This is a genomic window from Candidatus Omnitrophota bacterium (genome assembly GCA_013791745.1).
Lineage (GTDB): Bacteria > CG03 > CG03 > CG03 > CG03 > CG03.
Window position 1 is genome coordinate 14,657 of sequence record VMTH01000007.1, and the last position, 23,100, is coordinate 37,756.

General features: G+C 50.2%; 16 protein-coding genes. 6 read left to right on the forward strand and 10 right to left on the reverse strand.

Annotated elements, in window-relative coordinates:
* Positions 1-53: 53 nt before the first annotated feature.
* On the forward strand, positions 54-2,069 hold the full coding sequence (locus FP827_00295) for a DEAD/DEAH box helicase (protein MBA3051526.1): 2,016 nt from the start codon (positions 54-56) through the stop codon (positions 2,067-2,069).
* Positions 2,070-2,149: 80 nt separating this feature from the next.
* Positions 2,150-2,689, forward strand: coding sequence for a hypothetical protein (locus tag FP827_00300; GenBank protein ID MBA3051527.1), 540 nt, complete (start codon positions 2,150-2,152; stop codon positions 2,687-2,689).
* Positions 2,690-2,777: 88 nt separating this feature from the next.
* Here FP827_00300 and FP827_00305 read toward each other — a convergent pair whose 3' ends face one another.
* The 6 genes from FP827_00305 to thiM all read right to left on the reverse strand — a co-directional run bounded on the left by FP827_00305 (position 2,778) and on the right by thiM (position 10,176).
* The gene (locus FP827_00305; GenBank protein MBA3051528.1) at positions 2,778-4,253 is read right to left on the reverse strand and encodes an amidohydrolase family protein; all 1,476 of its coding nucleotides are present in this window, start codon (positions 4,251-4,253) and stop codon (positions 2,778-2,780) included.
* Between the two features lie 11 nt (positions 4,254-4,264).
* On the reverse strand, positions 4,265-5,251 hold the full coding sequence (locus tag FP827_00310) for a hypothetical protein (GenBank protein MBA3051529.1): 987 nt from the start codon (positions 5,249-5,251) through the stop codon (positions 4,265-4,267).
* Positions 5,248-7,146 (reverse strand): hypothetical protein, encoded by a 1,899-nt coding sequence (locus tag FP827_00315; protein ID MBA3051530.1) that lies wholly within the window; start codon positions 7,144-7,146, stop codon positions 5,248-5,250. The genes FP827_00310 and FP827_00315 overlap by 4 nt, the downstream gene beginning before the upstream one ends.
* Before the next feature lie 10 nt (positions 7,147-7,156).
* Entirely contained in the window at positions 7,157-8,680 is a 1,524-nt protein-coding gene (locus FP827_00320; protein ID MBA3051531.1) for a nucleoside kinase, read from the reverse strand.
* Positions 8,681-8,761: 81 nt separating this feature from the next.
* Complete coding sequence (thiE, locus tag FP827_00325; GenBank protein MBA3051532.1) at positions 8,762-9,391, reverse strand: thiamine phosphate synthase; 630 nt, start codon at positions 9,389-9,391, stop codon at positions 8,762-8,764.
* Positions 9,391-10,176 carry a hydroxyethylthiazole kinase gene (gene thiM / locus FP827_00330; GenBank protein ID MBA3051533.1) on the reverse strand — a complete coding sequence of 262 codons (786 nt, stop codon included), beginning with the start codon at positions 10,174-10,176 and terminating at the stop codon, positions 9,391-9,393. Before thiM ends, thiE begins: the two co-directional genes overlap by 1 nt.
* Before the next feature lie 176 nt (positions 10,177-10,352).
* On the opposite strand from thiM, the gene nifJ reads away from it, so the two are divergent.
* Complete coding sequence (gene nifJ / locus FP827_00335; protein ID MBA3051534.1) at positions 10,353-13,868, forward strand: pyruvate:ferredoxin (flavodoxin) oxidoreductase; 3,516 nt, start codon at positions 10,353-10,355, stop codon at positions 13,866-13,868.
* On the opposite strand, the gene dusB is transcribed toward nifJ, so the two are convergent.
* The gene (dusB, locus tag FP827_00340; protein MBA3051535.1) at positions 13,865-14,836 is read right to left on the reverse strand and encodes a tRNA dihydrouridine synthase DusB; all 972 of its coding nucleotides are present in this window, start codon (positions 14,834-14,836) and stop codon (positions 13,865-13,867) included. The genes nifJ and dusB overlap by 4 nt on opposite strands.
* A 110-nt stretch (positions 14,837-14,946) precedes the next feature.
* On the opposite strand from dusB, the gene FP827_00345 reads away from it, so the two are divergent.
* Positions 14,947-15,636 carry a DUF933 domain-containing protein gene (locus tag FP827_00345; GenBank protein MBA3051536.1) on the forward strand — a complete coding sequence of 230 codons (690 nt, stop codon included), beginning with the start codon at positions 14,947-14,949 and terminating at the stop codon, positions 15,634-15,636.
* Positions 15,637-15,674: 38 nt separating this feature from the next.
* Here FP827_00345 and FP827_00350 read toward each other — a convergent pair whose 3' ends face one another.
* Genes FP827_00350 through FP827_00360 form a run of 3 tightly spaced genes read right to left on the reverse strand, consistent with a single transcriptional unit; the run spans position 15,675 to position 21,463 of the window.
* A complete protein-coding gene (locus FP827_00350; GenBank protein MBA3051537.1) occupies positions 15,675-16,841 on the reverse strand; it encodes a HEAT repeat domain-containing protein in 1,167 nt (388 codons plus the stop codon).
* A 12-nt stretch (positions 16,842-16,853) separates the two neighbouring features.
* A complete protein-coding gene (locus FP827_00355) occupies positions 16,854-18,311 on the reverse strand; it encodes a hypothetical protein (GenBank protein MBA3051538.1) in 1,458 nt (485 codons plus the stop codon).
* Complete coding sequence (locus FP827_00360; GenBank protein ID MBA3051539.1) at positions 18,308-21,463, reverse strand: DUF4082 domain-containing protein; 3,156 nt, start codon at positions 21,461-21,463, stop codon at positions 18,308-18,310. The genes FP827_00355 and FP827_00360 overlap by 4 nt, the downstream gene beginning before the upstream one ends.
* Before the next feature lie 87 nt (positions 21,464-21,550).
* Here FP827_00360 and nikR point away from each other — a divergent pair, with 87 nt between their 5' ends.
* A complete protein-coding gene (nikR, locus tag FP827_00365) occupies positions 21,551-21,964 on the forward strand; it encodes a nickel-responsive transcriptional regulator NikR (GenBank protein MBA3051540.1) in 414 nt (137 codons plus the stop codon).
* Between the two features lie 71 nt (positions 21,965-22,035).
* A complete protein-coding gene (locus tag FP827_00370; protein ID MBA3051541.1) occupies positions 22,036-23,004 on the forward strand; it encodes a hypothetical protein in 969 nt (322 codons plus the stop codon).
* Positions 23,005-23,100: the final 96 nt, after the last annotated feature.

The following is a 23,100-nucleotide window of genomic DNA, read 5'->3' on the forward strand; positions in this document are numbered from 1 at the left end:
CCATCTGAAAATTTTGGCGGAAAAAGGGCTTTTCTGCTATCATTGTCACGAACATGAAAGATTACCCCGAACTGACAGAGATCTTCACCCGCGGCGGCATGGTCGACACAGGCATGGAAAATTATGAGATCCGCGATGAACAGCTCGACATGGCTCTGCGCATAGAAGAGTCTCTGGCGACCAACGAACATCTCATAATCGAGGCGGGAACAGGCATAGGCAAAAGTCTCGCCTATCTCGTGCCGCTGATAATATACGCGAAGACAAAGCGCAAAAGAGCCATTGTCGCCACATACACGAAAACCCTGCAGGAACAGCTCACAAAAAAAGACCTGCCTTTTCTGCTGAATGCCCTGCCTTTTAAATTCAATTTCGCGCTATGTCTGGGAAGCGCCAACTACCTTTGCCTGCGGCGCCTCCACAAGAGCCGCCAGCTCGGACTTTTTAAAGATGACGACGAGCTCAGGGAATGGGATGAAATAGCGCGATGGAGCAGAAAAACAAAAACGGGTGTCAAACTCGACGCCGAATTCAAAATCAGCGATAAGATATGGATGGAAGTGTGCAGGGAATCAGACATGTGCACCGGCAGAAAATGCCCTTACGGCAGCCTGTGTTTCTACAACCGCTCCAAGATAGAACGCTCAAACGCGGATATCCTCGTGTCCAACCATCATCTCTTTTTCACGGATATCGCATCCGGCAATAAGATACTCCCCCCCTACGCCGCGGCGCTGATAGACGAGGCCCACAACGCGGAAGATGTCGCCGCCGAATATCTCGGCGCGGAATTTTCCTACGGCAATATGAAATACATCCTCGGCCGACTCACGGGCGGCCGGGATTTCGGCATGGACAGCGGCACCGCCGACGAAATATTGAAAAGCGCCGCGAGAACCGAAATGCATGTGAAAGAACTTTTCAGAGCTGTTATCGCCCGTTTCGGCCGTGAAAAAACACTCCGGCGCGTCCGCGAAAAGCATATCTTCAACGGCGCCGCCGGGGCATCGATACAAGAACTGTCCGGTATGGTGCGGGCTGCCGCCTCAAAAATGAAAGACGAGAACGGCGATACCTCTGACGAGGGCGCGGAACTGGGCGCCTACGCGGGGAGGCTCAGCGAAGCGAAAAACGCCCTTGAATTGTTTCTTGAGCAGAGCGAACCGGACTTTGTTTACTGGGCCGATATCAAGCCCGCCGGACGGCGCCTGCGGGCAAGCCTGTATTCCTGCCCGCTGGATGTTTCACGCATCCTCAGGCAGACCCTCTACAAAAACACTGATTCCGTCATCATGACTTCGGCGACTATGTGCGTAAACGATTCTTTTGAATATATGAAAGAACGCCTCGGGATGATCAACGCGGGAGAACTGCGGCTCGGGTCGCCTTTTGATTATAAAAAACAGGCCCTGCTTTACGTAGCCGGGGACCTTCCCTCACCGGCCGGCGATTTCGCTGAATTCGAGCAAAAGGCGCTGGAGAGGATGGGCAGTATATGCGCGGCCGCAGGCGGCGGCACTTTCGTTCTTTTCACGAGCTGGAAGAGCCTGGAAAAAGCTCATGACTACCTCAAAAAGAACATCCCTGGCCTGAATTTCCTGAAACAGGGCCAGATGAACCGCTGGCAACTGCTTGAGACATTTAAAAACAAATCTTCGGCGGTGCTTTTGGGAACCAATTCCTTCTGGCAGGGCGTGGATGTCCCCGGAGAAGCGCTGCGCTGCGTGATAATATTCAAACTGCCCTTCGCGGTGCCGGATAATCCCCTAACAGAAGCGAGGATAGAGAAACTGAAGGAGGAAGGCAAAAACGCTTTCGCTCATTATCAGATACCGCAGGCCGCGATCATGCTCAAGCAGGGCGTGGGCAGGCTCATAAGAACAAAGACCGACAGGGGCGTTATAGCTGTCCTTGACCCGCGGGTTCTCCTGAGTTCATACGGAAAAATATTCCTCCGCTCCCTTCCCGATTGCGCCATATCCTCGGACATTGAGGAAATAAGCGCTTTCATCCCCTTTCACGGCCCTGATAAGCCTAAAAGATCTTCACGGCAAAAATCAGGCCTGTAACTTTTTGCTCAGGACAGGCGTCTAACGGTTGAAGGCAAAAGTGATGAAGAAGTCGAACCCAAATAAGGAGGAAGGTTAAAATGAAAAACTTAATGAACTGGACGGCGGCTGGAATGATGATGGCGACGCTGGCGGCTTTTTCGCCGCTCATGGCCGAAACACCGGACAAGAGCGAAATGGCGGAATTCAGGGAATGGAAACAGAAAAAAGCTCAGAACCTGCAGAAACGCGACGAGCGCAGAAAAGCGATGCACGAGAAAAGAATGGAGAGGATGACGAAAGAACTCGGACTCAGTGAAAAACAAAAAACTTCTATCTCCGGTATCCTTGAGAATTCGTGGAAAAAAGTCGCCGAAGAAAGAAACGCGTTCACGGACAAAGTGAAAAAAATCAGGGAGACTTCCGACAAAGGCATTGAGAAAGAACTGACCAAAGAACAGATCAAAAAATGGGAAGAACACAAATCCCGGATGATGAAGCAGGATCGCAAGATGAGTAAAAAGGGCAAAAAAATGAGCGGCAAAAAAGGGGACAGAGGAAATATGCGCGGCAGCGGGATGGACTGCGAAAGTTATGACTGTGGCGACGGTAAAATGAGAGGCGAACAGGACGACAAATAGTCTCAAACCTGTTTTTTCTGATGCGGCCTTCTCCTTTCAAGGGAGAGGGCCGCGCGTTTTCCACACCCGTAAAACGCCGGCTTTCCGGTTAAATCTTTAAGAAACTGTCTTTTTCAATCACCTTACGGCCGTTAACAAAAAGATATTCCAGCCCTTCGGCATAAGAATGGGGATTTTCCACAGAAGCTCTATCCGAAAAAATACCCGGATCGAATACCGCTATATCGGCGGCATATCCTTCTTTGATATAGCCTCTGTCCTTAATCCTGAATTTTTCGGCCGGCAGCGAGGTCATCGAGCGCAGAGCATGGCTTAACGATATCAGCCGCTCATCTTTGACAAACTGCCGGAGTTTACGCGGAAAATTCCCGTAACTTCGGGGATGAGGCTTTGCCTCTCCGAAAACCTGCGTCCATCCGTCGGAACCGGATAAAATATAGTCTTTTTTCATTATTGACCGGACATTCTCAATATCCTGGCTCATGAATATGCAAAAGGGCGGCTCCGGAGAGAAGACAAGCTCCATGAGAACATCTATCGGCGGGCGCGAAAACTCTTCCGCTATGGCGCTTATGCTTTTCCCCTCGTAATCGCCGCGCTGAGGATAAACGCTTATTATTATCCTCTCCGGCGGCAGATAATTAAATTTGCTTTCAAGTTCTGATTTCAGCGCCTCGTAACACCCCCCCTTCCTGTGCTCGGTTTTCAAAACACTGCCGTCAAGAAATTCCGGATTGACGAGCAGAGTTATATAGGTCGAGCCGTAATCATAGGCATATTGATCGGCTGTGACATCAAGACCTTCCCCGCGCGCGGCTTCAATTTTTTCAAGCGAGACTTCCGCCGGCAAGGCGTTCAAGGGCGCTGATATTTTCAGGTGTGAGATTTCAAGCGACACGCCTGTCCTGTATGCTATGCCGATCGCCTCATCAACAGCGTCAGTCACGCCGAGGCCGGTTTCGCTCCTCATATGAGTGGCGTATACACCTCCCCGCCGCTGGCAAACGCGGGCCATAACCTCGATCTCTTCTTTTGAAGCAAAACATCCGGGGGAATATTCAAGCCCTGTGGAAAAACCCCGCGCTCCCTCATCCATTTCTTCTTCAAGAGCTTCCGCCATTTTCTTTATATCAGCGTGTGAGAGTATCTTTTTATCGCCAAAGAGCCTTAACCTTAACATCCCGTGGGGAACAAGATGGATGACATTCGTTCCGAAATTATTTTTCCGGGCCCAGCCGAGCCATTTAGCTGTGCCGCTTTCGCCGAGGCCGCAGTTTCCCGTGACGACAGTTGTGACCCCCTGACGAAGATAGCAGAGATTGGATTTTACGGACTCCCCAGCGGATGAACGTTCCTCGCCGATAAGATCCATCACCGCGAGGTCACAGTGAGTGTGAACGTCAATAAAACCGGGGCTGACAACGCGTCCCGAGGCGTCTATAATTTTTTCCGCGGGGCCGTCTATTTTGCCCACGGCCGCTATCTTCCCGTCTTTCAAAGCCACATCGGCTTTTGAAAATGCCCGGCCGTCAAAAACATCTCCACCTTTGATGATGTAATCCAAATTTTCCGCCTTTATAACGGCTCTTTTTTCAGGACTTTCATGGCCGCTTTGTAGCCGGCGTCAACGGCTTCGCCGCCGCGGTAAAATTCAAGAAGGCCGATGGAACTTGTGTCGGGTGATATGAGCACATCAGCCCCGCCGGCATTCTCCTTCGCCGAGGCGTACTCCAGGATGTATACGGCATTCAGGATCGTCTCAAAAATACCGGGCATATCGGGCAGGTCCTTCAAAACATTCTTGTAGAATTTCTTTTTCAGTTTTTCAGTGTATTCCACGGCGGAAGAGATGAGATCGCTGTTTTCCTCTGTCAGTTTTTCCACAGCTTTTTCCAGAGCCGTCAGAACCGGCAGCGCGTCCGAAGGCCTGCGGACAGCCGTTTTTTTACGCGTCCGTGAGTTAAGTTTTTTAGAGGGGTCGCAAATGACATTGGATGCGATGACGCGTCCCGCGCCCATCCGGCGGGCGGTCTCTACCGGCACCGGCTCTATGATCCCGCCGTCAACAAAAAAACTTGCGCCGAGGGGAACGGGTGTGAATATACCGGGAATGGATATACTCGCCCTCACCGCTTCAACAACGGAACCCTTGTTTATAACCTTTCTCACGCCTTTTTTAATATCGCAGGTCACCACGGACAAAGGTATTTTTAGATCGGAGAAAGAAACATCTCCTATGCAGACTTTAAGGAATTCTTTCACTTTTTCACCGTGTATAACGCCCTTGTTCAGCATAAAAAAATGAGGATCGGCCAACCCCACGAGCTTCTTCCAGTCAAGGTGACGGGCTATATGCTCCAGGTCATCTATGCGGCCTTCTCTGGCGAAAGCCGCCCCCACAAGAGCGCCCATGCTGGAGCCCGCGATCATATCTATTTTAACGCCCTTCTCAAGAATGGCTTTTATAACGCCTATGTGCGCGATGCCCCGGGCGGAGCCGGAACCCAGCGCCAGAGCTGTGGGCGTATTTTTGCTTAATATTTTCCGGACAGTTTTGATCATCCCTTCTCCAGAAGTTTTTTTATGGATCTCACATCGAGCGAGAATTCTTTAAAGAGACAGCTTTTGTCTCTCGCCGAAAATGTGAAACCATCAGCTCCTCGTCTGAGAACTTGCATATTCAAACCCGCTTTTAAAACATGTTTGCTTATCTCATCGGCGAGGCCGCCGGATGTGACGCCCTCTTCCAGAACAATGATTTTTTTAAAAGGACTGAGCATCGCAAGCGTTTTTTTGTGGTCAAGATAATTCTGGGCGCTGAACGCCGCCACAGCCGCGCCTACGGCGGACGAGGACGCCGCGGATGATGACAGTTCAGCAACGGCTCTCAGCGCGTAAGAAGCCAGATGAGGCCCGGAAACAACAATGCAGATCTTCTTCCCCTCTTTCAGCATGACGCCGCTGTCGATTGAGAACTTTCCGGCAGTCTCCTTAAAAGGAAAATCCCGCGGGCTTCGCCGCAACTTGATATAAACGGGATAATTCCATGATTTTTTCGCACCGCTCAGATAATATTTCAGTAATTTCCTTGTTTCAGACGCGGAGAACGGATCATAAACCCTCATGGAGTGTATTGAACGCATCATGGGGATGTCCCCCGTCATCTGATGCGTTTTACCGTCGGTGGCGTAGCACAGTCCCGAATAACTGCCCGCGTAGATCACGGGGGTCTTCTCCGTGGCATTGACATATATCTGCTCAAAACATCTCCGGAAAAAACTCGCGTAAGTGTTCACAACCGGAATAAAGCCGGAAAGAGCGAACCCCCCCGCCGTGGATGCCATGTCCTGCTCGGCAATGCCCGATTCCACAAATCTTTTTCCGTATTTTTCCGCTATGGGCGTGAGTTTCATGGATTTTTCAAGATCGGCGTCCAGCACGATTATCTTCCTGTTTTTACGCATAAGAGAAAAAAGCTCATCGGCAAAAGCGTCTCTGGTTGAAAGTTCGCGGCATGACGGAATTCCAACCGCCGCCGGGGCGGCGGGCGGGATTCCCCACCGCCCGAAGGCTTCTTTGATACACGCGGCTCCGGTCCCGGTGACAAGTTCTTCCAGTATGCGCGCGTATTCCTCCGCCGACGGCACCTTTGAATGCCAGACGGCCTTTCTCCGTGAGGGATTTTTCATGGCCGTCACGGAGCTGCCCGCGCCTTTTATGGTGTCGGCGATGATCACGCAATTATCTTTCCCGCACGCAAGAGCGAATGCCTTTGCCAGACTTTCCATGTCATTGCCACGCGCTGTAATGACTTTAAAGCCGAAGCCCGACAAAGTTTTTTCAAGATCATCTATGGCCTTTATATCCCTCACCGCGCTGTCGGTCTGGAGATTGTTCCTGTCAATTATCGGGACGAGTTCCGTCAGGCGGTTTTTTCTGATACTCATCAAAGCCTCAAAATTCTGGCCTTCCTGCAGTTCACCGTCGCCGAGTATCACAAAAGCCCGCCGTTTTTCTTTTTTAAGGCGAGAGGCCATGATCATTCCGGCGGCCTTTGACAGAGACTGTCCGAGAGATCCCGTGTTAGACGCGATACCGGGAGTGCTCATATCCGTGTGCGCCTGCAAACCGCGGGGAGTCTTGTACGAAAGAAGCTCTTCAAAGTTTATGACGCCTTTGGCGGCAAGAGCGGCATACTGCGCGGGAGCGGCGTGACCCTTGCTGAGTATGAGTATATCCCGGGCCTTCATCCCCCTGAAATAAAGATATGTCACAATATCAGCGCAGGAAAACGAAGCTCCCAGCCAGCCGTGTTCAGCGGATTTTATCGCCGCGAGAGCATTAATTCTGTTGACAGCGGCAAGACGCGCGAGTGTTGTAACTGAAGCTTTCTTAGGAAGTTTCCCGAAAGCTTTTCTGAAAAGCGCTTTATCTACAAGGAATATTTTTCCCGGCATACGAAAATTCTCAATAATGGAAGGCGCTCTCGCCTATGAATTCCCTGAGTATGGAATTGTGCGGCACTCTCTTGGGCGGTATGACCAGAAAAAAACGCAAGAAATATAAAAGCCGCCTCGCCTCAAAATAGGAATCATCCGTCTTCTTCACATTTTTGAGCAGTTTTTCAACCAGCGGCTTTATAACCGCCTGCTCGTATATCAGCGAGGAATTGAAGAAGACATCGCAGGTGCGCTGAAAAGGAAATATGTATCTGTCTTCGCCTTCCCTCACTTTCGGAAAGCGCTTTATTGAGTCCGAAGCCGAATAGCCCCTGAATTTATTGTCTCTGACAATGCGCCTTATCAGACGCGAATCCGAAGTAAAAATCCTGTTGTCGTTATCTATCCCCAGCTGCGTGAGGGCGCTGACAAAAATTTTGAAAAATTTCCCCGACGGTATATTCGGCAGTATCGCGGGGTTGAGGGCGTGTATCCCTTCTATGAGCACCAGCGAATCCCTCTCCAGCCGCAGCCGGCGGCCTGTGTATTTACGGCGGCCCAGCTTAAAATCATATTCCTGGAGGCGTATCTCTTTACCCTCAAGGAGCTCCTGCATCTGGCGTCTCAGGAATTTGAGATCCAGCGCGCGGACCGACTCAAAATCGTAATCACCGTCCTTCGTGCGGGGGGTTTTTTCGCGCGAGTGGAAATAGTTGTCAAGCGATATTTCCGTGGACTTGAGCCCGTCGGCCCGAAGCTGGACGCCCAGCCTTTTTATAAATGTCGTTTTACCCGAAGAAGAAGGCCCTGCCACGCATATTATTCTCCTGCGCGGAAAGGAGGCCTTTATCATATTAGCTATTTCAACTATCTTGCGTTCGTGAAAAGCCTCCTGCACGTTTATCAAAGTCCTGATGGAGCCGTCCGCGATGGCGCAGTTAAGATCGCCGGCGTTTTGTATCCCGAGAATACGGTTCCATTCTTTGGTTTCCATATACACTCTGTAAAGTTTTTTCTGCCTGTCTTTGGTAGCGGGCAGTTTTTCTATATCGCCCCTCACGGGGAACTGCAGTATAAAGCCGTGGTTGTATCTGACAAGACGGAAAGTTCTGATGCTCCCGGCCGAATAAACAGTTTCGGCCAGCATAAAGTCAAAATAGCCCCGTAAAAAAACGATATCTATTTCCGCGTCCGGCAGATAGCGCACGGCGTTATATTTATCCTCCCTGCCGTATTTCCGGCAGAGCCTCATAACACGACCTTTCTTCATCCTCACCCTGGTGAATTTTTCGTCCGAGGCGATTATCTCTCTCATGCGGCGGGAGACACTGTTGATAAACGACGAAGTGATTCTCTCGCCGCCGTTTATCTCATAGAAATAACCGTTCATCAGTGTCTGTCCCACATGCAGGGAAGAATCAGGGTAAAGCTCGTGTATGGCGCACTCGAGCAGTATGGACAAACTGCGGCGGTAGATCTCGGCGCCGTGCTTAGTGTTGAAACTGACCCTGCCGCGCTCAAGCGCTATATAAAAATCTTTGTGTTTTTCCATAAGGCTTGTATTTTAGCTTAAAAACCAGGAAAGAAAAAGGGGAAAAATATCAGAACCGCCCTTATTGTCATAACTGAATAACTAAATACCCGGCACCAATTGCGGCGCCAATTGAAAGAGCTTTTGAAAACGCCTGATGGCCCCGGCGGGATCAGACGATGAGGCCACCGCCGATATGGCGCACAGGGCGTCGGCACCGGCGGAGATGACTTCCCGCGCATTGTCAAAATTTATTCCGCCTATGGCGACAAGAGGCAGTTTTGAAAAAGATCTTATTCTTTTTATCAGCTCGATCCCGCAGGAGGCGCCGGCGTCTTTCTTTGTGGATGTGGCAAAGACAGGGCTTATCCCCAGATAATCAGCGCCGAGACGCTCGGCTGCGCGCGCCTCATCCTCGTTATGCACGGTGACGCCTATTATTTTATCTTTACCAAGGAGCCGCCGGGCCTCGTCCAGCGGCATATCGTCCTGGCCTATGTGCGCGCCATCCGCCGAAACGGCTAAAGCTATGTCTATCCTGTCGTTTATTATGAGCGCCGCATTCCGGCATATCTCCCTCAGGCGCGAGGCTTCTTCAAAAAGGATTTTTGTTGAAGCGTTTTTCTCCCTGTACTGGACGACCCCGACGCCGCATTTCACGGCAAGAGAAACATCATCGAGCACACCCGCCCGGCTCAAGGCGGAATCCGTGATGAAGTAATAGCCCCTGATCACGCGAGCTTTTCCAGTGTTTCTATCTGCTGCCTGTTCAGATTATACACACAGTCAAACAGGTCATTTTTGAAACTACCCGTGCCCGTGCAAATCTCAGAAGCGATTTCGGCGGCTATGCCGAAACAGACCAGCGCCGAGGCCGAGGCGCGGGCAAGATCCTTATTCACCGCGGCAAAAGTTCCGATGACGGAGGCGGCCATGCATCCTGTGCCCACGATCGTTCCCATCATATCCGTGCCGTTTGACACCTTATAAACCCGGGAAGCGTCCGAGATAATATCCTCTTTGCCCGTGATAACGACCGTACAGGATTTTTTCGCGGCCAGTTCAGAGGCCATCACGGAAAGATCGGCGTCCACAGAGCCGCTGTCAACGCCCTTGGTCTTCACTTCCATTCCCGTCACGCGCGCGATCTCAGAAGCGTTGCCTTTAATGATATTCACTTTAACGCTTTCCAGGATCTCATAGACCTTTTCGTCCCTGAAACGCGTCGCTCCCGCCCCGCAGACATCCAGCACGACGGGAATGCCCTTTTTGTTGGCGGCGCCAGCGGCCAGTTTCATGGCTTCTATCAGTTCGATTGTCAGCGTTCCTATATTGAGCACCAGCGCCGAGGCGAGAGAAGCCATGTCCGCGGCTTCCTCTTGTGCGTGGGCCATGACGGGGCTCGCGCCGAAAGATTTGACAATATTTGCGCAATCATAGATCGTCACCCAGTTGGTTATGTGATGTACCAGCGGTTTTTCCTTTCTCACTTTTTCCAGCAATTCCCATGTGCTCATTAAATCCTCCCAATATACAATTCTCTCTAATCAATACAGACGAATTCTATAACTCTTCACGATTTCAGTCAACACAGACAGCCGCCGCTATTTGTTTTTTTTTGGCGAATTATATAAGATTTTACCGTAATGATTTGGAAAACTTACAAAACCCGGGGGAAAATAACATGAGCGAAATCAAAAAAAACATGCAGGCTATCGACGGCAACACGGCGGCGGCGCATGTCGCCTACGCTTTCAGCGAAGTGGCGGCGATATATCCCATAACGCCCAGCACGACTATGGGGGAGCTTTCCGAACAGTGGTCAGCTCAGGGCCGCAAAAATCTTTTCGGTGAAAAGCTGAATGTAATAGAGATGCAATCTGAATCCGGGGCCGCCGGAGCCGTCCACGGTTCATTGTCCGCAGGCGCCCTGACAACAACTTTCACCGCCTCCCAGGGGCTCATGCTGATGCTGCCCAACATGCACAAAATCGCGGGTGAGCTCCTGCCTGCTGTCTTTCATGTTTCCGCCAGATCGCTCGCCTGCCAGTCGCTCTCAATATTCGGCGACCATTCCGACGTTATGTCGGCGAGGAACACCGGCTTTGCCATGCTTGCGTCCTCATCCATACAGGAAGCGATGGACCTTGCCATCGTGTGCCATCTGGCCACTCTTGAATCAAGCATTCCCTTCATGCACTTCTTTGACGGCTTCAGGACCTCTAACGAAATACAAAAAGTGGAAGTGCTGCCTTATGAACTGATGGCGGAACTGCTGGACATGCAATATATTGAAAAATTCCGCGCGAGATGTATGAATCCCAACCGGCCATACGCCAAGGTGGGAGCGGAAAACCCCGATGTCTATTTCCAGGGGAGAGAAACGGTCAACCGCTATTATGACGCTATCCCGGAAATCGTAAAAAAATACATGGTAGCGGTCGGGAAGAAAATCGGCAGAGATTACAAATTGTTTGAATACACAGGGGCGCCGGACGCCGACAAAATAATAATCGCGATGGGCTCGGGCTGCGAAACAATAGAAGAGACCGTGGAATACCTGAACAAGCGCGGAGAAAAAGTCGGCGCCGTCAAGGTGCGCCTCTACAGGCCGTTCTCCGTGAAGGATTTCGTCTCCGTCATTCCGAAGTCCGTAAAAAAAATAGCTGTTCTCGACAGAACCAAAGAGCCGGGTTCCATAGGCGAGCCCCTGTATCTTGATACTGTAGCGGCCCTTAAAGGCAAAGATATAAAAATAATCGGCGGGCGTTACGGGCTTTCCTCAAAAGAATTCACGCCGGGAATGGTGAAAGCCGTTTATGAGCACCTGGGCAAAAACGGCGATCACGGATTCACGGTGGGAATAACCGACGATGTGACAAAACTTTCAGTCACCGTGGAAGAAAACATAATAGCCGAGCCCGCCGGCACAATAAAAAGCAAATTCTGGGGTTACGGTTCCGACGGCACGGTCGGCGCCTGCAAAAACGCCATCAAGATAATCGGCGACAACACGGATATGAACGCGCAGGGTTATTTTGTTTACGACTCTAAAAAATCAGGCGGCATCACGATCTCCTATCTGCGATTCGGCAAAGAAAAAATACGCTCGCCCTACCTGCCGATAGAGTTTGATTTCGTGGCGCTCCACAAACCGGAATACATAGGCCGCTATGACATTCTGGACGGCATAAAAGAAGGAGGCGTCTTTCTTATCAATTCCCCGGAGAAGACATCGGATATCTTCTCAAGCCTCACTGAAAAAATGCAGAAAACGCTGAGGGACAATAAAATAAAATTCTATGCCATTAACGCTCTCAAGATAGCCGAAGAAGTCGGGCTGGGGCTCCGTATCAACACGGTGATGCTCGCCGCCTTCTTCAAGATATCCGGCGTGCTCCCGGAAGATCAGGCGATAGAACTCCTGAAAAAAGCCATCAAGAAAACATACGGCCTCAAAGGTGACAAAGTTGTTAACATGAACTGGGCGGCGGTTGACAAAACAGCCGAGGCCCTTGTTCAGCTTGAAATACCTTCCGCAAGCGGCGAGCACACGGAAATAAAAAAACTTATACCCGAAAACGCGGGAGTTTTTGAAAAAACGATTATTGAGCCCGTGATGAGGCTCAAAGGCGATAACATAAGCGTTTCGCAGATGACCAATGACGGCGTGGTCCCGACAGCCACCGCACGGCTTGAAAAAAGAGGGATCGCCCCGCTGGTTCCCCGCTGGATCAGCGATAAATGCATACAGTGCAATCAGTGCTCCTTCGTCTGCCCGCACTCTGTCGTAAGAGCCAAACAGATAGCTCCCGGAGATTTAAAAAATGCCCCCGCAAATTTTAAAACCGTGGAATCCAAAACAAAAAATGATAAAAGTCTCCAATACCGGCTGCAAATTTATGCCGAGGACTGCACCGGATGCGGGAATTGCGTCAACACCTGCCCCGTCCAGGCTCTTGAGTTTCATCCCATAGAGGAAGAGCGGTCGGCGGGATCTTCGGCAAACACGGCATTTTTTGACAATCTCCCCGACGATATAACTGACGGCGTAAAAGAGACAACGGTCAAAGGCAGCCAGTTCCGGAGGCCCCTGTTTGAATTCCCCGGCGCTTGCGCGGGCTGCGGTGAATCGGCTTACATAAAAAATGTCACACAGCTCTTCGGAAAAAGGATGATAATCGCAAATGCCACGGGTTGCTCGTCAATATACGGCGGCACCTTCCCAACGATCCCTTATTGTCAGACAAAAGAAGGAACAGGCCCGGCTTGGGCAAACTCGCTGTTTGAGGATAATGCCGAATACGGCTTCGGTATGAGGCTGGCCGTTGATTCCAACAGGCAGCAATTGCTTTCAAATGTTAAGGCGCTCATTGAAAAGAATATCTCGCCGGAGCTGACTCAATCCCTGAAAAAAAATGTTGAACTGTGGAAAAATGTTGACGCTGAAGCCAAGGCTGCGGCGGGCTCTACAAGATCCCTCCTCAAAGACGCTCTTAAAAAAGCTTCCGGCGGAGATAAGAAAATCATAAGCAAAATAATTGAGCTTCAGGATTATTTTGTGGATAAAAGCGTCTGGTGCATCGGAGGAGACGGTTGGGCTTATGACATCGGCTACGGCGGGCTGGACCATGTCCTCGCCTCAAAAAAGAACATAAATGTCCTTGTGCTGGATACAGAAGTCTATTCCAACACGGGCGGACAATCATCAAAAGCCACACAGCTGGGCGCCTCGGCAAAATTCGCCATATCGGGAAAAGAAATAAAGAAAAAAGACCTCGGACTCATAGCCATGTCCTACGACTACATCTATGTGGCGAGCTGTTCCATGGGAGCCAACAAACAGCAGTTTCTTAACGCTATCAGCGAAGCGGAATCCTACGACGGGCCTTCGCTGATAATCTGCTATTCGCCCTGCATAAATCACGGCCTGGATATGTCAAGATCAGTTGAGGAAGAAAAGCTGGCCGTGGAATGCGGTTACTGGCCTCTTTACCGCTTCAACCCGCTTATTGCCGACGAGGGAAAAAATCCTTTTAAGCTGGAGTCAAAAGACCCGAACGGAAAATTCCAGGAATTCATACAGAGCGAGGTGCGATTCAGTTCCGTTAAAAAACTCTTCCCCGACAGAGCCGAAGAGCTTTTCGCGAAAGCGGAGAAAGCGATGCTGAAACGCTACGCCCATTACAAAAAACTCGCTGAAGTTTAAATTTGTAATTTATCCAGAACCTTAAGCAGTTCCTCATAATTTTGAGAGCCCGTCACCTTCCCGCGGGCGGCGGCGGCGGAAGCAAAATCTTTCAGATACCACAGGGCCGCCTTTCTCATCAGCCCTATCACCGATGAATCGGTGAGATCCGAATATTTCCTGATATACGAAAGATGTTTTTTCAGAGTTTCTATGCGCTGTTTTTTTCCCGGCTTCGGAGAGCACAGGCCGTTTTTAAGAAAACCGTTTATGTCTTTGAATATCCAGGGATTCCCCATGGCCCCTCGTGCGACGATAATACCGTCGCAGCCCGTCTCTTCAAACATCTTATTCGCCAGAGGCGCGGATAGGATATTGCCGGAAGCGAACAAAGGAACGCTCAGGTTTTCTTTCGCCATTTTTATGGCCTCATAATCCACATCGCCGCCGTACATCTGAGCGCGCGTGCGGCCGTGCAGAAATATGGCGGATACCCCGGCGCCCTCACAGCCCCTCACGACATCGATGAGGGCTCTTGTATCGCTTTTGTCAAAACCCGTCCTGAGCTTAACAGTAACAGGGAGCCCTGATTTCAGCGCAAGGATTTTTATTATAGCGAAAAGTTTTTCCGGCGTTTTAAAAAGCGCGGCGCCCTGACCGTTTACCACAACTTTTCTCACCGGGCACGCGGCGTTTATATCTATAAACTCGACATCCGCGTGTTCTTTCATCTTCAGCGCGGCATCAAGCATGAGCTCGGCGTCGGAGCCGAGAAGCTGGCCTGCCACGGGACTGTCAGCCGGGACGCTCTTGAGCATACTCAGCGTCTTTTCCCTTTCCCTGACGAGAGCGTCGGAGGATATCATCTCGAAAAAAGCCATCAGCGCGCCGTGTTCCCTGCATATCAGCCTGAAGGGCAGATCCGAGCAGCCGGCAAGCGGAGCCAAAAACACATTCGTTTGAAAGACTTTATCGCCAATTCTTATCATGGGCTATTTTAATTTATTAAGCGTGAATATAAAAGCGCGCCGGGGGCTAGTGGAGCGGTTCCTGATTCGCGGCAATAGCAAATGCCCCCATTTTTTAGTATAATCCCCCTATGAAAATATATTTGAGCGGATTGGCTTTTGACGAGGGGAAGGTGAAATACAATGACGAACGCCTGATAAAACTCAGCGACAAATTCAAGCCGAAAAAAGTCGCGCCGTTTTTCGCGGAACTCACAACGGCTGATCCCGAACAGGCGGACGCGATCGCCGTGCGGAAAGAGACTCTCCTTGATTTACTGATCCCCGACATGGAAAAACTGGAAGGGCGTCTGGCGAGGAGCGAAAGTCAGGACGAAAAAAAACTTCTCGTAAAATGCATCCGGGCCATGGAAGAAGAAAAAGTCCTCTGCGATCTGGAATTGAGCGTCGACGAAAAAAACATTCTCAAAGCCCTCGCTCCCCTGACCTTTAAACCCACAGTGGTGATTGACGGAGATATCTCAACGGACGAACTCATCGCCAGCGTCTTGAAAAAAGCCGGCATCATATTCTTCTACACGGCCGGGAAAGACGAATGCAAGGCCTGGCCGGTGGAAAAGAATTCTAACGCCGTCACCTGCGCGGGAAAAATACACAGCGACCTCGCGCGCGGTTTTATACGCGCGGATGTGGTGCCCTTCGACGGCATGATGAGCGTTTTCAACATGCACGAGGCCAAAGAAAAAGGTCTTGTCAAAACCGTGGAAAAGAACCACATCATTGAAGACGGGGACATAATAGAGATAAAATTCAACGTCTGACCGCGTCCGGCGGAATCAAAGGATGCGGACAGCTTTTTTTAGAATCCTTTCAGTATTTCGGCTGCCCTGATTTTAAGACCTTCGGAAACATCCGGCCTTTTCATTAATCTCCCCAGCGAAGATTTTATCTGTTCGAGAACGCATATATGTTTCTCGTCTTTAAGCGCCGCGACCAGCGCTACCGTCTCTTCTTCGGCCAGTTCCACCAGAGCCCACACGGCGCTGGCCCTCATCCATTCGTTCGGGCTCGAAATCATATCTTTGAATGTGGCGGCAGCAAGCTTTTTGTTATGGGGATAAAGGGCTTTCGCGGCATTAGCGCGCACCCGGTTGCTGATATCATCAAGGTAGGGCAAAAAGAAAGTCGTCGCTATATTCGGGTCTTTTTCAGTTTTCAGTTCTTCCTCGATAAATTCTATTCTTCTGGCCTTCTCCCTGATTATCGGGTCTATGTCCGTTATTGTCTCGTGCGTGGAATTTCTCACGAGCGGCGGAAGAGGCGAATGCCGGGAAAAGCCGCGCATCTCTTCCATGATTTTTTTCTGATGCTCCAGCGTGGAGATCTCCCTTTTCTCAACAAATCTGCGCGTGATGGCGTGCATCAGGTAAAAGGCCGCCAGAAGTATTAGGGCAAAAACCGCAATGCCGGCGAATACTATCTGATTCATTTTAACCCTATCGGCTTCGCGCGCGGAGGAGATCTCCGAGAGAAGTTTCTCCCTTTCTTTTTCGCTTTGTTTCAGCAGGCTGTTTATCGTTTCCAGGCCGTAGTTGAAATTCGCGGAAAATTTGTCTTTCTGTTGTTTGAATTCTTTGATCAGCGCGTTGAGTTCTTTCTCTTTCGCGGCGGAAGATTCCGCTATCAGGCCCCTCTCGGACATCCGGCGGCACAAAAGAAGCATCTTCCTGATCTCCTGATTGTCAGGATCAATATTCCCGGCCTTTGTCAGATACGCCTGAGCGGAAACATAGTCATCAGCCAGAAAGCTCTCGGAACCGTATTCCGTGAGCATCTTCACAAAAAACTCCTTCATCTCGCTGTTTTTGCCGTCCAGGCTTAAAGCTGTTTCCATCAGCGACATGCTCTCCCGCTTCTCTCCTTTGATATACTCAGCCACGGCTCTGTTAAAAACCTCTTTTGCCGTCTCTGCAGAAAGATTCTGGAAAACAGCCAGAAAAATAATAAGCAATAATTGTTTTTTCATTTCCTATCTCCTTTATTTCGGATCTTCCCCGGTGCCGTGATCGCCCAGAAATTTTCTGAGCCGCTGCAGTAACTTTAAAACACCCATATCGGCCGGCGACAGCTTCAAAGCGTCCTCTAAAAACTTCTTCGCCTCCAAATACTCTCCCTTGTTGAGCGCCTTATACGCAAGGCATCTGCACTGCAAAAGCGCGGCGTTCTTATTCGCCGGATCTAAATTCAGGATCTCATCCACGGTTTTCAGACAAGTGTCAAAGTCGGATTTACGCAGCTGCTCCCGCGCGGCCGTGAACAAATCCCTGCTCTTCTGTTTCTGGGCTTTTTCTTCAATCTTCATCTCAATGTTAAAGAGCGTTTCCAGATCCTCCTTGGTATCGGATTCTATCATGGCGATCTCTCTGAATTCCGCACGGGCCAGTTCATATTTGTCGTTCAGGAAATATTCTATGGCCGTATTTGTCAGTTTGTCATATGTCTGTTTCGCTTTCCGGAGTTCATCGCCTCGGCGTTCAAGTTCCTTACGGCTGCTGTAATACAATTTGGCCTCTTCGGCCGCGTCCGTGTCAAAGTAAAACTTTACGCTTAACATGTGTTTGATTCCGAGCTCATGGAACACAAAAGCGTAATCCGCTGAACAGCGCTCAGTGATAACGGTAAAACCCGCGCTCAATTCCTTATAGTTCAATCCCGCGTTCAGCGCGAAAATCGGCGAGATCATATAAGAGCAGCCCGCCTTCCACAGCGTGCCGGAGCCGGCGCCGGGACGGATGAGGTCAAGGGAAGGCTTTATTTTTCCTCCGGGCAATTCTCCCGCCGCGCCGAAGATCAGTCCGCGGGAATAATCATCAGCGCTATCTTTTAATTTCAATGAGGGGCTGATGAAATTTTGAACACAGAAAGACACATCAGCATATTTCCAGGAAGATATAATTCCCAGGTCCGCGCCGACGGAGCTGGCGCGGTAACTGTCCATACTCTGCGACAGCAGTTTGATATTCGTTCCGGCCGCGAGCTTATCTTTCACCGGGTAGGCGAATGAAAAAATAAAAGCTTGTTCTTTAGCGGCGAAACTTCCCAGGCTCTCTCTCAGAAGAGATGTTTTTTCAGCCATCGCCGATTCCACCCCGGCGAATGAAACGCCCATATAGGAAGATTTCGGAAGGAAGGTAACGGGCCCGAATTTATGCCCGCCACCGATAAAATAATAATTTCCGCCGTCATACATGGGCCTGTAAAAAAAGGATAACTCATCTCTTGCCAGATCACAGAGTGATGCGGGGTTAAGATACACGCCCGCGAGATTCCCTCTGAGCGCCGAGCCGCTGCCGCCCCTGGCGGCCTGCGCGGCATCGCCGGAGAGGACAAGAAGATAATCTCCCGGCCTGCCTCCGGATGCGTCTCCGGAATAATAAGCTCCGGCGGCCGAGGCAAAGCCCACCGCTATACAGAAGACGAATATCCGCGCAGTCATTTAAGCACTCCTATCAGCCTGCGGCGGCGATGCTCGCCTCCGGAAGATGGATGAACAGTAAGATTCAGGATATATACGCCGTTTGCCACAACCGAGCCCTTGCCGTTTCTTCCGTCCCATGTGATGATATTCGTCGTTCCCGTCGGAGTCCCCGCCCCCGAAGCGCTGAATTTTTTAACAAGCTCTCCGAACGGGCTGTAGATCTCAAATTCCAGCACGGAATCTTCAGTTAAAACGCATTCTATTTCCGTATTTTCAATCAGGGGATTGAAGGGGTTCGGGTAATTTTTCACATCGCCGGAGACAGAAGCCGGCGCGGCATAATTGAGAACCCTGAAATAAGACAGATCGCGCACCGTTGCCGTCACCTGTCTGTTCTGCGTATCTATCTGCTGATCGTTCACGACGGTCCATTTTCCGTTCGCCTCATCAAGAACAAATAATTTTGTTGTTGAAGGCGCGACAACATCAAGGCCGTCATAGTCAAAAACCAGATTGAAGGTATAAGCGGACGCGTCCGCGACGGCTCCGTTCAAAGAATTCTTCAATTCGATCTTATAGCTCGACCCTCCGGGGATTGTCATAATGGGCGAGACTGACGCCGCCTCATCAGCCAGGGAGGTGAGGGAATCGCTCACCTCCGCCGCATCAATATAAGTGTTCGGGGGAAGATCCGGAGATTGAACGCTCAAACGCCCGCATATTACTTGAGACCACTTCACATAAAAAGAAAATGTCTCACCGCTCATCCTCTCCCCTCCCTGAGAATCTTCCGCGTTCACTCTCCAGAAATAAGTGGTGAAATCCGAAAGAACGGAAGTGGCATTGATTGCGTAGGTATTTGTGGAAACCGGGAAAACCTCCAATAGAACAGTCTCCGGAAAAGTGGAGGAATAGACGAGAAAGCGATAATTGACCGAGTCACCGCTCAAAAGGTCGGGATCACCGTTGCCCTGCCATACAAATTTGGGCGTGAGCATGGAGACCTCTCCGGAATCCTCCGGAGACAGCAGAGAAAAAGGCAGCGGGGAATGATTGACATTCCAGACGCTGAATTTCCCCGAAACGGAAGAACCCGCCATAAGGCCGTCCGACACTTCCACCATTATCTCATAATCACCGCCGTCAGAATAAAGGCTCGTGTCCAGAATATATGACGTGGCCCCCTTCCTTAAACCTTCTCCGAAATAAAGTTTTTCCACGAGAAGCTGCGGGGCAGCGGCGGGCCCTGTTGAAATAAAGAGATTGAAATAAACCCTGTCATAGAAATTGATGTCTTCAAAATCCCATTCTATGAGCATCAGCCCTGTCTCAATATTTCCCGCCTGCGGATTTTTGACGCTGGCCGTCGGGGCATTATCGTTATTGTTTATGCTGAAATCTCCTGTTTCCGCGCTTGTTCCGGATAATCCGCCGCTGTCAGAGGCACTTATTTTAAGCCGGAAGAATGCGCCGTTGCCCGATAAAGCGCTGTTCCATGTCCAGCGGTCCACCGACACATCGGAAAGTTCATGAAGGAGCGTATAAGTTATCCCGCCGTCATTGGATAAAAAGATCCGTATATCGTGAAACGCGTCTCCCGAATTGGGATCCGAGACCTGCCAGACGATATCGCTGTTTCCCGATACGGTGTCTCCTTCAGATGGGGCGACCACAGTAACTGACGGCGAAGCGTTTGTCAGGGCCGAAGCGAAATTTGACACCGGTGAGATGTTGCCGGCTGTGTCGCGCGAACGGACGGCGAAAAAATATTCCGCGTTATTCTGGAGTCCGGAAATTGTAAAATTTTCAAGATTCCCCGGCGATTGCGGGGACGGCCCTGGCATTGAATTCACCGAAGCGATTGACGCTGCGGTAAAACTGAAACTGGCGTAAAAAACCTCATAGCCCGCGAGATTGTCAAACGGGGGATCGGAAGGGCTCATCCACAGCAATTGGATCTCTCCGTTGGCGGATCCTGTAATAGCGTCCAGATCCCCTATTTGCAGCGGAAGAGAAAGATCAACAAAAAATGTGAAGGTTTCCGACCATTCAGATTCATCGCTATAACCGTCCCTCGCCTTCAGCCTCCAGAACCAGGTCTTCTGGGAAAGACCGGATGACGGCAAAGAAAGAGCGTCAATACCGGAACTGTCTATGAGCGGCGAGACAAACGCGCTGTTGTCAGCCAGCTGCAGACGGTAAAGGATATCTTCGCTGTCGGGGTCATATGCCTCGTTCCAGAACAGGGTCGGAGTGGTGTAATTTATGTGGAATTCAGCGCTCGGCGACGCCGGAACCGCCGGTTCCGGAAAAGAATTGCTGTTGATGGTGATAAGCGACAACTCGGGCGTCTTGGACGGGTCAGGCGAAATTAATTCCGCTCTCCAGCGGACGTACCTGTGGGAAACATAATCGCCTATATTTGTCAGCCAGCCGAACCATATAACCGAGTTTGTTGAAAAACTGAACTCATAATTGATCGTTCCCGAGCTGAGCTCATGGTTTACAGAATAAGACAGATATCTCGCGCGGCCCGTGCCCGAATCATAGCCGTTGGATCTACCGTAAGCGTGTGTCTGATAGTCCGTCCTGAAGAGGATATCCGGCACACCGGTGATAACGCCGGTTGAAATGTCCGGGAAACCGTCAGTCCCCGAGGAAACGCAGGCGGAGCTGAGTTTGATATAGTCATTTTCATACGGCGCAGGCAGAGAAAACACGGCGCCGGATAAAACCACGACAGACACTCTGTAAAATGACGAAGTTGAAAGCTGCACCGGTTCTATCTCCGCCCAGGCCCAGCCGGTGGCGCCCGAAACAAGAGCCGTGGCGAGGCAGCCACCCGCGTCAGACCATAGATTGAGCGTGTAGGTTTCCAGATCGCTCGAGGGCAGATACCTGCCGAGGCCTATTATGGCTCCGGGGACGGCAACTCTGAATCTCCAGCCCGCCTCCCTGTTGACGGGTATCATGTCATCGGAACTCTCGTTCTCAAAAAGTTTGCTCCGCGTTGAGGGAAGCCTTAGAACGCCGTCGCCTGTGTCCCAGTCGGCGTTTGTGCCTATGGAATCCTTATGGGCGGCTGTCGCGAAATCTTCGCTCACCGTCATCGCGCGGGAAGACACACAGACGCCTGCGGCAAAACAAAAAAGGATAAGAATTTTTTTCATTTATTCCCTTACGCATTTTATCTTATTTCCGCCCTTTTGTCACAAAAAGCTTGACACAAAACCACTCAACTTGTTAAATTGTCATCAATGGATAAGCTTACAAGATTCGGCGTTTCGCTTGAAAAAGAACTTCTGTCAAAGTTTGACCTTCACATAAAAAAACAGAATTGTCCGGCCCGCTCAAAAGCGATCGCGGACCTTATAAGGAAAGAACTTGTCAAAAGCGAATGGATCAAGGGGAAAACTGTCGTGGCCGCGATAACTCTTGTCTATGACCATCACAAAAAAAAACTTATCAGCAAACTTATTGATATACAGCATGACACGCACGGGCTCATTATTTCCTCACAGCATATCCATCTGGATCACAATAACTGCTTTGAAATAATAATTGTAAAAGGAGCGCCTCAAAAAATAAAAAGTCTTGCGGATAAACTAAAATCCGTAAAGGGCGTCAAACATTCCTCTCTGACTGCCGCCACGACCGGAAAAGAAATCTGAACTCCCCCCTTGACAAATTTTTTAAAAGTGTTACTATTCTATAAATCGTAGCACTTTTAAAGGAGGTTATTATGAAAAAACAGGTTGCGAATCAGGTAACTTTGTTTTTGGTATCATCGGCGTTACTTATAAATGCCTCAGGCGCCGGGGCGGAAAGCCTGATCAGCGGTTTTGCCGACATTCTTTATCGCGATGGGCAGAGCGAAAACAGTTCATTTCAAATGGGAGCCTTTGAAATTGACTTTGAAACCGCAATCAGTGATCAGGTGTCCTTTGAGGGAGCCGTTGTCGTGGAAGACGGGGAGGCCGCTCTCGGTCAGACGCTTGTTGATTTCAGTATTATAAAAGAAAAACTCGGTCTGCAGGCAGGACTCATAGACATACCGTTCGGAATTGACTGTCATACATTTGCAGCCTGCGACAGAAAGCTCATAAGCCCTCCTATTACAACTGAACTTATGATGGACGGGGGCTGGGGCGACACCGGGATAAATCTTCACGGTGAAACTTCCATCTTGAATTACAATCTTTTCGCGGTTAACGGTATGGGCGTCGACACAAGCAGCGCTCCCGTAAACCAGACAGCGGACAATAATAATTCAAAAACTTACGGCGGCAGAATAGGCGTCTCTCCGGCAAAACAGCTGGAACTCGGATTTTCTTTTGCGCAGGGGCCCTACCTTGATGATGACAGCAAAAAACTGTGGCAGAGAACCGGGGCAGATGTCCGTTTCTACGCCGGCGGACTTGAATTAAAAGGGGAATACCTCTCAGGAAAAGAAGACCTTCCGGCAACGGGAGAAAATAAGCACAGCGGATTCTATGTTCAGGCGCTCATGAAAATATATGAAAAAACTTATGGTGCGCTGCGTCTCGGAGAATGGAAATCTGACGGGGGCAGTAAAATAGAAAGGACAACGATAACCGTAGGCTATGATATGACCGAATCGGTCTCCATACGCGGCGAGTATCTGATAACCGGTGAAACTCCGAGTGTGAACAATAATTCGGTTGCGCTGCAGACTGTAATAAGTTTTTAATGAAGCTCCCCGCAACAAGCTACTGGGTATTAAACCCATATCAGATTCTGCGTAGCCTGCAAGGCGAAGCAGAATAAATAAAAGAGTCCTGAGAAA

Excerpts from the sequence above, each read along its gene's own strand:
- FP827_00295 (MBA3051526.1), top strand. The coding sequence starts at position 54 with ATGAAAGATTACCCCGAACTGACAGAGATCTTCACCCGCGGCGGCATG.
- FP827_00300 (MBA3051527.1), top strand. The coding sequence starts at position 2,150 with ATGAAAAACTTAATGAACTGGACGGCGGCTGGAATGATGATGGCGACG.
- FP827_00310 (MBA3051529.1), bottom strand. The coding sequence starts at position 5,251 with ATGATCAAAACTGTCCGGAAAATATTAAGCAAAAATACGCCCACAGCT.
- FP827_00315 (MBA3051530.1), bottom strand. The coding sequence starts at position 7,146 with ATGCCGGGAAAAATATTCCTTGTAGATAAAGCGCTTTTCAGAAAAGCT.
- FP827_00320 (MBA3051531.1), bottom strand. The coding sequence starts at position 8,680 with ATGGAAAAACACAAAGATTTTTATATAGCGCTTGAGCGCGGCAGGGTC.
- thiM (MBA3051533.1), bottom strand. The coding sequence starts at position 10,176 with ATGAGCACATGGGAATTGCTGGAAAAAGTGAGAAAGGAAAAACCGCTG.
- dusB (MBA3051535.1), bottom strand. The coding sequence starts at position 14,836 with ATGATAAGAATTGGCGATAAAGTCTTTCAAACGAATGTGTTTTTGGCT.
- FP827_00345 (MBA3051536.1), top strand. The coding sequence starts at position 14,947 with ATGAAAATATATTTGAGCGGATTGGCTTTTGACGAGGGGAAGGTGAAA.
- FP827_00350 (MBA3051537.1), bottom strand. The coding sequence starts at position 16,841 with ATGAAAAAACAATTATTGCTTATTATTTTTCTGGCTGTTTTCCAGAAT.
- FP827_00355 (MBA3051538.1), bottom strand. The coding sequence starts at position 18,311 with ATGACTGCGCGGATATTCGTCTTCTGTATAGCGGTGGGCTTTGCCTCG.
- FP827_00360 (MBA3051539.1), bottom strand. The coding sequence starts at position 21,463 with ATGAAAAAAATTCTTATCCTTTTTTGTTTTGCCGCAGGCGTCTGTGTG.
- nikR (MBA3051540.1), top strand. The coding sequence starts at position 21,551 with ATGGATAAGCTTACAAGATTCGGCGTTTCGCTTGAAAAAGAACTTCTG.
- FP827_00370 (MBA3051541.1), top strand. The coding sequence starts at position 22,036 with ATGAAAAAACAGGTTGCGAATCAGGTAACTTTGTTTTTGGTATCATCG.